At 58.8% G+C, this 10,551-nt stretch carries 12 protein-coding genes and 1 pseudogene; 3 read left to right on the top strand and 10 right to left on the bottom strand.

Going from position 1 to position 10,551, the window contains the following annotated elements; translation table 11 throughout:
* The 8 genes and pseudogenes from PHV01_RS12545 to PHV01_RS12510 form a co-directional block, all read right to left on the bottom strand.
* The coding region (locus tag PHV01_RS12545; protein WP_337291496.1) for an aspartate aminotransferase family protein at nucleotides 1-991 on the bottom strand (991 nt) is incomplete at its 3' end.
* Nucleotides 988-1,794 (bottom strand): amidinotransferase, encoded by an 807-nt coding sequence (locus tag PHV01_RS12540; protein WP_337291495.1) that lies wholly within the window; start codon nucleotides 1,792-1,794, stop codon nucleotides 988-990. The genes PHV01_RS12545 and PHV01_RS12540, both read right to left, overlap by 4 nt.
* 2 nt (nucleotides 1,795-1,796) lie before the next feature.
* On the bottom strand, nucleotides 1,797-3,287 hold the full coding sequence (locus PHV01_RS12535) for an aldehyde dehydrogenase family protein (protein ID WP_337291494.1): 1,491 nt from the start codon (nucleotides 3,285-3,287) through the stop codon (nucleotides 1,797-1,799).
* 287 nt (nucleotides 3,288-3,574) lie between these two features.
* Nucleotides 3,575-3,817 (bottom strand): type II toxin-antitoxin system HicB family antitoxin, encoded by a 243-nt coding sequence (locus PHV01_RS12530; RefSeq protein WP_337291493.1) that lies wholly within the window; start codon nucleotides 3,815-3,817, stop codon nucleotides 3,575-3,577.
* Complete coding sequence (locus PHV01_RS12525) at nucleotides 3,810-3,995, bottom strand: type II toxin-antitoxin system HicA family toxin (protein WP_337291497.1); 186 nt, start codon at nucleotides 3,993-3,995, stop codon at nucleotides 3,810-3,812. Before PHV01_RS12525 ends, PHV01_RS12530 begins: the two co-directional genes overlap by 8 nt.
* A gap of 219 nt (nucleotides 3,996-4,214) precedes the next feature.
* A pseudogene (locus tag PHV01_RS12520) lies at nucleotides 4,215-4,418 on the bottom strand (DUF488 family protein); the annotation flags it as partial.
* 397 nt (nucleotides 4,419-4,815) lie between these two features.
* Nucleotides 4,816-5,724: a site-specific DNA-methyltransferase gene (locus PHV01_RS12515; protein ID WP_337291492.1), complete on the bottom strand. Its 909-nt coding sequence runs from the start codon at nucleotides 5,722-5,724 to the stop codon at nucleotides 4,816-4,818.
* 4 nt (nucleotides 5,725-5,728) lie between these two features.
* Nucleotides 5,729-6,466 (bottom strand): PaeR7I family type II restriction endonuclease, encoded by a 738-nt coding sequence (locus tag PHV01_RS12510; protein ID WP_337291491.1) that lies wholly within the window; start codon nucleotides 6,464-6,466, stop codon nucleotides 5,729-5,731.
* Nucleotides 6,467-6,972: 506 nt separating this feature from the next.
* On the opposite strand from PHV01_RS12510, the gene PHV01_RS12505 reads away from it, so the two are divergent.
* Entirely contained in the window at nucleotides 6,973-7,167 is a 195-nt protein-coding gene (locus PHV01_RS12505) for a helix-turn-helix transcriptional regulator (protein WP_337291490.1), read from the top strand.
* A gap of 247 nt (nucleotides 7,168-7,414) precedes the next feature.
* Here the strand turns inward: PHV01_RS12505 and PHV01_RS12500 are convergent, their stop codons facing one another.
* Nucleotides 7,415-7,621 carry a DUF2283 domain-containing protein gene (locus tag PHV01_RS12500; protein WP_337291489.1) on the bottom strand — a complete coding sequence of 69 codons (207 nt, stop codon included), beginning with the start codon at nucleotides 7,619-7,621 and terminating at the stop codon, nucleotides 7,415-7,417.
* A 938-nt stretch (nucleotides 7,622-8,559) separates the two neighbouring features.
* Between PHV01_RS12500 and PHV01_RS12495 the strand changes: the two genes are divergently transcribed.
* Both PHV01_RS12495 and PHV01_RS12490 read left to right on the top strand, forming a co-directional pair.
* Nucleotides 8,560-9,471 (top strand): IS110 family transposase, encoded by a 912-nt coding sequence (locus tag PHV01_RS12495; protein ID WP_337291488.1) that lies wholly within the window; start codon nucleotides 8,560-8,562, stop codon nucleotides 9,469-9,471.
* On the top strand, nucleotides 9,461-9,670 hold the full coding sequence (locus tag PHV01_RS12490; protein WP_337291487.1) for a hypothetical protein: 210 nt from the start codon (nucleotides 9,461-9,463) through the stop codon (nucleotides 9,668-9,670). Before PHV01_RS12495 ends, PHV01_RS12490 begins: the two co-directional genes overlap by 11 nt.
* Nucleotides 9,671-10,190: 520 nt before the next feature.
* On the opposite strand, the gene PHV01_RS12485 is transcribed toward PHV01_RS12490, so the two are convergent.
* The gene (locus PHV01_RS12485; protein WP_337291486.1) at nucleotides 10,191-10,451 is read right to left on the bottom strand and encodes a hypothetical protein; all 261 of its coding nucleotides are present in this window, start codon (nucleotides 10,449-10,451) and stop codon (nucleotides 10,191-10,193) included.
* Nucleotides 10,452-10,551: the final 100 nt, after the last annotated feature.

The following is a 10,551-nucleotide window of genomic DNA, read 5'->3' as shown; positions in this document are numbered from 1 at the left end:
CCCGAACCTCCTTCACAATATCCCACTCCTCTTGCAAGCCCAGGAGCCGCTCCCGGAAGTAGCTTCCCACCCGTACCGCGTTGCCCGGCAGATCTTCCTTCATGATAAACCGCAAGACCGCACCGGCTACTGCAGAGCAGAGCGGATTGCCGCCATAGGTGGAGCCGTGATCGCCTGGTCCGAAACAGGCGGCCCGTTCGTTCGCCAGGAACGCGGCGACGGGAACCCCTCCGCCCAGCCCCTTGCCCACCGTCATGATGTCCGGCTTGATGCCGGAGACCTCGTGAGCCCACATGGTCCCGGTTCGACCGCAGCCCGTCTGGACCTCGTCCAGGATCAGCAGGATGCCCCGCTCGTCGCAGAGCGCACGGACCTCCTTCAGATAGTTCTCGGGCGGGACGTTCACCCCGCCCTCGCCCTGGATCGGCTCCAACAGGATCGCACAGGTCCGCTCACCGACGGCGGCCCACAGGGCTCCGACGTCGTTGAACGGGACATGTCTGAACCCTACAGGGAGCGGGGTAAAGGGCGCCTGGTACTCCGGCTTGCCTGTCGCGGCCACCATCGCCAATGTTCGACCATGGAAGCTCTTCAGCGCCGAAATGACCTCATAGGCGCCATTCAGGTGTAGCTTGCCATACTTCCTGGCCAGTTTGACCGCCCCCTCGTTTGCCTCAGCCCCGCTGTTGCAGAAGAAGACCTTGGCCAGGCCGCTCGAGGAGATGAGTAGCTCAGCCAACTCAATCTGGGGGATCGTATAGACATCCAGGCTCGCCAGGATGAGGCGTTGCGACTGTTCTCGAATGGCCTCCACAATCACAGGATGGCAGTGGCCAAGGCTGCAGGCGGCCCATCCGGCGATGAAGTCGAGGTACTTCCGGCCGGCCTCATCCCACACCCTCGCCCCTTCGCCACGGACGAGCGTCACATCGAGACGCCGGTGACCCGTGTCCATGAAATACCGTTTATCCAACTCTATCCAATGGTTCATGATCCGTCCCGATCCAGGAACAGGGCCAGACACTTGGGCCCGCCTCCTGCTTTAAGAAACTCCGTGGTCTCGACCTCGTACACCTGATACCCGGCCTCGGCGAGCGTTCGAGCCAGGTGGGGACAGCCAGCGTTGATGATCACAGATCGTCCGATGACCAGCGCGTTGCAGGCCAACCGTTTCGCCTCGGCCTCCGTCACCGAGAAAAGCTCAGGAATCGTCTCTTTCAGAAGTCGCTGTGAGGCAGGACTGAACGCCTCCGGATAGTAGGCAGCCCGGTCGGGCTGCAGCGGACACAAGCAGGTGTCCAGGTGATAGAACCATGGATCGATCAGCTCCAGGGAATGGACGTGCGACCCGAGGATCTCCGCCAGCAAATGATGGGCTTCGAGGTCCGAACGAAAGCGGTACCCGGCGAACAGGTCATTCCCGCAAAAGAGTGCATCCCCCTCCCCTTCAAAGAAAACGGGTTCAGGAAGCCAAGTGACCCTGTAATTCTGCTCTGCAAACCATTGTGTGAAATGAGGAACTTCCGCTTCGCGCTCACGGTACCGGAACCGGCTACTCACAAAGAGGCTATTTACCAAAAGCCCTGCATTGGCGGTAAAGCAGAGGTCAGGCAGCCCCGGAACCGGCGGCAGGAGTTCCACCTGGACCTGTAGCCTTTCGGTGAGGAGTCGATAGAGCGCCTCCCACTGCCTCGCGGCGACTGCCCGGTCCGCCTGGCGCCTTCGATCCATCCAGGGATTGATCTCATAGTAGATCCCGTAATGGTCGGGACGACACATCAGCAGCCGGGTCATGGCTACACCTCGGCGCTCAGGCCTTGCGCCATCCTGATCTCGCGACCATGATTGACGGTCCACGCCACTTTGTGCGTCACAAGATCCAACAAAGGCCACGAAGCCGGAACGCCCGTCCCGCTCTTCTTCAGCCCGCCGAACGGCAGATGCACCTCCGCCCCGATGGTGGGCAGATTCCAGTACCCGACGCCAAACTCACACTCTTCCCGAAGACGACGGGCAACCCGGTAATCTTCGGTGATCACGGAGCAGGCCAAGCCATACTCCACATCGTTGTGGATGGCCACGGCCTCTTCCACCGTTCGGAAGGGAATCAGGGCAACATGCGGCCCAAAGACCTCCTCATGGAGCACCCTGGCATCTTTCCGATGCGCCATCCGATAGATAAAGGGGCTGAAGAAATAGCCGTGCCGATAGGCCCCTTCCTCCAGGCGCCCGCCGTCCAGGAGCACATCGGCCCCCTCCTGCTTCGCGAGCCCGTTATAGGAGCCGACCTTCTTCATCGCCGCCTCGTTAATAAGCGGTCCCATGAAGACCTGAGGATCGAGGGGATCGCCGATCACGATCCGCCGCGCCATGGCGACAAAGGCCCTTGCGAACTCCTCCATCCGACTCTCATGGATGATGAGGCGAGAAGCCGAAGTGCAGCGCTGCCCTGTCGTCTTGAAAGCGCTGAGTATCGCGGCCCGAACGGCCAGATCAAGATCGGCATCCTGGCAGACGATCATCGCATTCTTCCCGCCCATCTCGCAGGCGTACATTTTGCGATAGTCTTTGACGCACGCCTCCTTGATCCGTGATCCCACTTCATACGAGCCGGTGAAGAGCACCACCTCGACGTCGGGGTGAATCACCAAGGGCCACCCTGCATCCCCTCCCGTGCCCTGGACGAGATTCAGGACGCCTGGCGGAAGCTCGGCCCGCTCAAAGCACTCAACGATCTTCTCCCCCACCAACGGGGTGTTCCCGGACGGTTTGAAGACCACCGTGTTCCCTTCGAGCAGGGCCGGGGTAATCAGCCAGATGGGAATCGCAAAGGGGAAATTCCAAGGGCTGACAACCGTCACCACCCCTTTCGGCTTGCGGAACATGTAGGCATCCTTCTCGGCGAGCTCCGAGGGGAGGGCCTGACCGGAAGGAAGCCGCGCGTGGCCGAACATGTACTGCGCCATGTGGATCCCTTCGACGACATCGGCTTTCGCCTCGTTATACGCCTTGCCGGCCTCCGATGCCACGAGACGAGTGATCTCGTCGGCCTGGGCTTTGATCGCCTCGACGAATCGCTCGAGATACTCCCCTCTTTTTATTCGCGACAGCTCGCGCCAACCGGCAAAAGCCGTCTTCGCGCCTGCGATCGCCTGCTCAGCGTCCTCTCGATTCGACAAGGCCACAGTCCCAAGTACCTGATCGAACTTGGCGGGATTACGGCTTTCGAACCTGGCTCCCGTGATCGCCTCCACCCATCTGCCACCGATATAATTCTTCCCGTCCATCGGCCTCCCTCCTCAAAACGATAAAAGCAGGTCGCCTCACGGCTTCCTGCTCTTGGTATGGCATTAGGTTTCTCGCCCCCACAATTACCGGCTAAGCCTTTATTCCGCCCACCACCAGATCCTGCTACCCCCAAAAACAGCCAAGTCCCGATATGTACACTCATAATTTAGCGCGAAGGACAACAGGGGGCAAGCTGTTTTCCCGTGACCAGAGCGGTGATGGAGCGCCTTCGCAGCAAGCCGGATTTATCGACGATCCGGTGGACCAGTTGGTTCGGTGAACAACCCTATGCCGCCAATCTGACTTCGTTCTGTACGATGATTTTTGGATCTTTCGCTTTCGGAGGCACGGGCAGACCCCGTTCTTCGAGCAGTTCTATATGTTCCTTCATTCCCCATTTCGCCTTATACACGCAGTCCTCGATGGAGTGGCCAATCCCCGTAAATCCTTCCAGATCAGGAGAAAAAAACCCAAAGTAATCGGGTTCCTCCGTTGCCTCGATGGTCAAAGAATAAGGCAGATCAATCATGGCTTCCTCCCTTCTGTATTCCTGCTGACTTCAGTATATGATGGCAGGTGCCGCTGGGCACTTCCTTGGCCCCATGATAGTCAACCCGAATCAATGCAGGCCAGCCAGCCTTCCCATAATATCGGATGGACCCTTTCTCCCTTACCAGCTCGAATCCATGAGCTTCAAGCAGTCTCACCAACTCACTGAATTTCAAATGGTCTCCTACAGTCTACCGTTTATGACATGCCAGCTTCCTCATTCTAACACCGAACGCCGACATTAAACGGCCGCTGCATGGGCAGACTAGGCGTCGTTTCTTCTCCCTACATCGCTGTTGAACGTAGCGCGAGAAAAGTGGCAGCGCTGCCATGAATGCCACCAGTCGCAGTGGATCTTATGCCTTGCTCTCCCGCGGTCAAACGATATGTGAGACCTCGATGTCGCCCCAGTGCGACTTGAGGTACTCGGCGACCAGCCGCCGGTGGCAGCGATGGGGTTTGTCCTCGCTGCAGAGAAGGCACCCGTCTGCGATCACAGCGTGGTCGACCTTCTCGATCTGGCGTCGGCGCATCAGATCAAGAAACTTCTGCTCATATACAGACCAGTCACCCTTGCTCTTGTTGTTATACGCCGCGTCCGGCGCGAACACTCGCAAGTCGAGGGATGCCGGCCTTTCACGACCAATGTCTTGATCATCGAGGCCCACACCCTGCTTCTGATCCGCTCGCACCACACCATCGCACGCGCATGGCTGATGGCACAACCCTTTCCGTCCAATCCTCACTTCACGCAATATGGGTTCAAACGACTTGCACCCTAACACTACTTCAGCGAGATATTGACCGTGTGAATAGTCCCATCATCCAGCGTGGTCTGAACGCGGTACGTCCCCTGGCTATACATCCGTCGCTCTGGCTATAACTGCCTCCTCGAATCGCAACTAACGCTTTTGCGGTCCGCCCAACGCCAAGGCTGAGCCGCGCGGTCTTCCACATCGGCTCCAGCCCTTTGTTCGGTTATTCAAGTTTCTTCTTGGCTGGCCGGACTTCGTACAGAGCAGGCTCTTCTCTAACGAGAGCAGCGGTTTCGGTAGGCGCTTTCTCAAAGCGAAGATCCACCGTCGTGAAAAGGTCAGCCGTTTCCGCCTTTAAATATCGGGCGGCCATTCGACAGTATTCCGGATCGATCTCCACGCCAATGCTATTTCGTCCGGTGCGCAGAGCCGCAACCATCGTCGTCCCCGATCCGCAAAACGGGTCCATAACCGTATCCTCAGTGAAGGAGAACATGCGGACAAGGCGTGTGGCAAGCTCCAATGGGAAGGGGGCGGGGTGGTGTTTGGTTGAGGCCCCAGTGATGTTCCAGATTTGCTGAAACCACCGGTCAAAAACATCCTTTTCAATCCGGCTTGCCTGGCGCTGCTGGTTAGTGGGTTTTCGGTACCCGCCGGGTTTACGCTGCATGAGGATGAATTCCATGTCATTCTTGATAATTGCGTTCGGCTCGTAGGGCTTCCCCAAGAACTTCGATCCGTTTTCAACCTCGTAAGAAGCGTTGGCGATCTTATGCCAGATAATGGGGTTCAGGTTGTCGAATCCGATCCTTCGGCAGATGACGCAGATATCGGCGTGTAGGGGGAAGACGAGGTGGCGCCCAAAGTCGCGGCGCGCGACACAGACATCCCCGACCACGCAAACGAGTCGCCCCCCGGGCACGAGGATTCTGTAAACATGCCGCCAAACCTTTTCCAACTCGAACAGGAATGCTTCGTAGTCCTGAATATGTCCGAGTTGGTCCGGGTTCTCGTTGTACTGTTTCAGGTTCCAATAAGGGGGAGACGTGATGACAAGATGAACCGAAGCATCATCCAGGTACACGAGTTCCCTCGCATCGCCGTTGATCAGTCTGTGAATAGTGGTGGCCATAAGTTCACGCAAAGGCGGCTAAGTGGGCCGTGAGGGTCTTCGCGAAACGCTCAACGGAAAGGTCGTCCGCCGGCGTCGAGAAGCGTCCTTCAATCCCTCCGTCTGATGTGGACGAAACGAATGCCGCTGCGGTGTAATGCCGTTCCAGTACGATCTTGCGGCAGAAAATTTCATAGCGGCGCATGTACGAAGCGCCGACGAATTCGGGAAAGACTTTGAAAAACGGCTCCTGGACCTTGACCGGGCGGTTGGAGGCGACGCAGTCCTCCAGCATGAAGAAGTAGCCAAGAAAAGGCTGGGGACTGCTAAGGTAGGCACGCTCGCGGTACGCGGTCCAGAGGTCAAGGGCGCTTCCGATCGCCTCTTCCGTCCGGTTGTTGAAGTTGTTGCCGAAGGATGGGCCGACTTGGGACTTGGCCTCGATCGCGGCAAGAAGCGCCTTCTCGCGCACCACGAGCAGGTCCCACTCCTTGGTTGGGCGGAAGAAGCCCGGCAACTCGACAGCCTTCTTCCTGAAGACATACCGTTCCGAAATCCCGGCCGCTGTTATCAGTTCCGTGAAGAGGTCGATGAATCCATCCATCTGCGCGCCACCGGTGACAGCACTACGCAGGCCTTGGTCAGCCTTGCCGGTCTCCCGCTGCCTATCTTGCTGCCCCGTCCGAGTCTTCCAGTAGTAGGCAACTGCCCTCCCGGTACGTGCCGACAAATCACGCAGTATGTCGTCAGGCTTCATGGGCATGCCGTATCAGATTCCTCTCGACTTTTCAACAGGCGAACGGCGCTGCAGATCAGCCGCAGGCGAACGCGTGAGCGTGCTCGCGTGGACGACTGTCCGTTGCATCCGATGGATGGCCGGCGCGAAGCGCCGGAACCACGCCATCTATCAAGTGAGCCGCTTTAGAGGCCGACAAAGGCTGGCGGACTATCTCCGAAGACGGCTCCACTTCTCGATAGCGATTGTGCTTGGAATCTCCCACACTTATCCCAACCGGTCAAGACGATTCTGACCGACAAACGCTGCCAGCTTCTGCGGCCTATCCCTCTATTGGCCCGCAGCCAATCTCTTGCCCGCCCCCTCAGAAAGCCCCCACTGCTCCCAGGCGATCGGCTGGATTTGGGGCAGCGTGACTACCCCGAATAAACGACCCCTGTGCAAGCTGCGGGGTATCGTCTTCTGTTCTGGCCCGTCATTCCGTGCTTGACACAGAATCCAGTCGGGCTCTCTAGATACCGGCTTTCGCCGATATGACGAATGCGGGGCAAGCCAAGGAAGAGATCAAACAGATTCGGAAGCAATTAGGATGGTCTCAGGAACGGCTAGCCCGGGAACTGGGTTTAAGTTTCAGCACCATCAGCCGCTGGACCTTTAGCTTCGATGAGCACTTCACGCAATATGGGTTCAAACGACTTTTACCCTCAACTACCTCAACGAGATATTGACTGTGTGAATTGTCCCATCATTCAGTGTGGTCTGAACGCGATACATCCCCCCGGCTATACATTCGCCGCTCTGGCCATAAATCCCTCCTTGAATCGCAACCAGTGCTTTTGCGACCCGCCCAACGTTGCGTTTAGCCGCCTGGCGCGCCTGCCGCCAGCCTATGGACAGACCTCTCCATCCGGAATTGGAATGATAGGGCGAAATGCAGGCGTGACAGGTTGGCTACAACGCCTTGTTCAGCGTTTTTCAGGATGCTTTTCCGGCCACTTCAACAAAGGAGAACTCCTTGAGACCTGCGCTAGCCTTGGCATGCTCGATGGTCATGCTGACGAGATTGCCCGTGGCATCAAGATCCACGTAGATGTTCTCGCTGATCTCCTTCGTTTCGTTTACCGGATTCTCGGTGAACTCGACCAGGGCCGTATCGGTGTCGGCGAAATATTTTACTTTCATTTGCCCTTCTCCGTGTATCCTCTGTCGAAGAACGCGTTGTGGACCGTTTTACCGTCCTCCAGTAGGATGACTCGAAGATACCGTCCGACGGTCTTGATGAATACCCATTTCTTGATTCTCCCGTCGGACTAAATCATTGTTTCTATTGCGTTATCAATCGCTTCTGCGATCCATTCGTTTCTAATGATAGCACGGTCGGGTCGCGTCCGCACATGGTCGAAATATTTCGTGGTTTTCATTCAGCCTTTATCTCATTTTTCGCCGAACGTCTAGAGCATGAGCAGCGGCCCATGCGCTATCAGAGTACGCCCAGCTCCTGGCCATCTGCCGATCGAATAGATATTTCCGGAATTGTGGGCATCTTCTCCGGCCCAAAGGACCTCTCAAGCCATCATGACGACTACCTGGCCGATTCAAAAAGGCGGCCATGACCCGCCGTCCTCAACCAGATCCTCTTCATCGGGTCCCGGTCCTCGTAGACACGAGTGCGCTTGTTGCATGAGCGAATCGTCACGATGACAATCACGAAGAGGCCAAGCGGATCTGGCGCACAATGCAAGTCGAGGGATGCCGGCCTTTCACGACCAATGTCTTGATCATCGAGACTCACACCCTGCTTCTGATCCGCTTGCACCACACCATCGCACGCACATGGCTGATGGCACAACCCTTTCCGTCCAATCCTCACTTCACGCAATATGGGTTCAAACGACTTTCACCCTGAACTACCTCAACGAGATATTGACCGCGTGAATTGTCCCATCATCCAGTGTGGCCTGAACGCGATAAGGCCCCTGGCTATACATCCGCCGATTGGCCATACATGCCTCCTTGAGTCGCAACTAGATATAATGGACGAGCCGGCGACCTGCGTAGTACCGTGGGTTACTCCCTAGCATGGGGCTGGGGAGCCTATCCACATACGGAGGTGCCGGCTCATGAATACTCATGGTAGCACAGTTGTGGGTCTGGATGTCCACAAGCAAACCGTGGTCGCGGCAGTGCTCCCCCCGGGTGCGGACCGGACGCGGGAGACCGTGACGATTGAGAACGTCCCCAAGGCGGTCGAGCGCCTGGTGGCCCGGCTCGCCGCGAGCGGGCCCGTGGCGTTCGTCTACGAGGCGGGCCCCTGCGGCTACGAGGTCCAGCGGCAGCTCACCACACTGGGCCAGCCATGCGCGGTGGTGGCCCCGGCCTTGACGCCAGTGCGGCCGGGCGACCGCGTGAAGACCGACCGCCGGGACGCCGAGAAACTTGCGCGTCTCTATCGGGCGGGGGAGCTGACGGCCATCCGGATCCCGACCCGGGCCGAGGAAGCGGCCCGCGACGTGGTCCGCGTCCGGGAGGACGTCTTGGCGGATCGATTGCGGGCCCGGCACCGATTGGCGAAATTCCTCCTGCGACAGGGGCGGCTCTACCGGGAGACGAAGGCGTGGGGCGTAGCCCATCGGGCCTGGCTCCACAGCCAACGGTTCGCGTGGCCAGCCTTGCAGCAGACCTTCGCGGCGTACCTGCGCGCACTCGAAGAGGTGGAGGCGCACTTGGCGGTCTTGGACCAGCAGGTGGGAGATCTGGCCCAGCAGGCGCCTTACCGACCTCTGGTCCAGGCCCTGCGGTGCCTGAAGGGGATCGACACGTTGGGCGCCGTGACGCTTGCGGTGGAGACCCAGGAGTTCCGCCGCTTCCCTCGAGCGCGGGCGTTCATGAGCTACACCGGGGCGGTCACCGCCGAGCGCAGCTCGGGCGGGATGGTCCGCCGAGGGAGCATCACGAAGGCGGGCAATGCCCACCCGCCGGATCCTGGTGGAGGCGGCCTGGAGCGCCCGGTATGGCACGGGGGTGAGCCGTGAGCTCGCCGCGCGGCGCCAGGGCAGTCCCTCGGAGGTGGTCCAGATTGCCCGGAAGGCACAGGCACGGCTGCATCGCACCTTCTGGCGGCTGATCCGCCGCACAAAGCCCGCGCAGGTGGCGGTCGTCGCGGTCGCTCGGGAGTTGGCAGGGTTCGTCTGGGCGATCGCCCAGCAGGTGCCGGAGGAGGTATCGGCGTAAGCGCGTGACGGGTCCTTGGCGAGACCTGGCCATGGCGGTGAGGCACCGGTACGGAGAACCCTCGGCTACACTATGTGCAGTGGGGGGTGAGCATCCAACCATGACGCACGTCCCTAGATCGAGGCAGCTCCCGACGAATCAACATCATGCGTCCCTGCATGCCTGCTGGCGTGTAACACGCGAATATCAGTTTGATTCACCGTCGAGCCTCGCCTCGCCGCCGTGGTCAGGACTCTGCCGGGATGGTCCCGAGAGAACAACCCACGATGTAACGACGGGTTTGACTGGCTCGTCCATATCAGTGTAGTGTCCCTAACGCATCTTGACATATTCCGTTCGCCCTGAGCCTGTCGAAGGGTGAATAATATCAATAACTTCCGTTCATGGATTCGACAAGCTCACCACGAACGGGATGTAAAGGGATTTCTGGGACACTACGCTAGCGCTTTTGCGGTCCGTCCAACGTGCGGCTTGAGCCGCGGCGCGCGCGGATCTTCGCGCCGCCGGCTCCAAGCCGATGTTAAGCAGCCACGCAAGGTACTCCGATGGGATTGCCGCGAGCAAGTTGAACGGCGAAGTCAATTGCCCAAGCCACGATAATGCCGGTGTTGTACGGGACCACGAGCGGCTGCCCAGCACCTGCGTAGACCTGTTGTCCGCCGGCAAGAACACCCTGATCGACAGATTTGTACCCGGAGATTACGGCGAAGACCTTGTACTCATTGACGCCGGGCGTGGTGAAAACGACCGGCCCGGGATCTTCCCCCGAAAAAGTGGACACGACTTCACGTCACCAATCCCTCATACTCTTCCGGCGTGTGGTAGTCAATGCCAGAGTGCAGGCGGTGGTGGTTGTAGAAGCGGATGTAGAGCTTGAGCGC

The organism is Candidatus Methylomirabilis sp., from assembly GCF_028716865.1.
Lineage (GTDB): Bacteria > Methylomirabilota > Methylomirabilia > Methylomirabilales > Methylomirabilaceae > Methylomirabilis.
The sequence above is the reverse complement of the archived record's forward strand: the minus strand, read 5'-3'. Positions and strand labels throughout refer to the sequence as shown.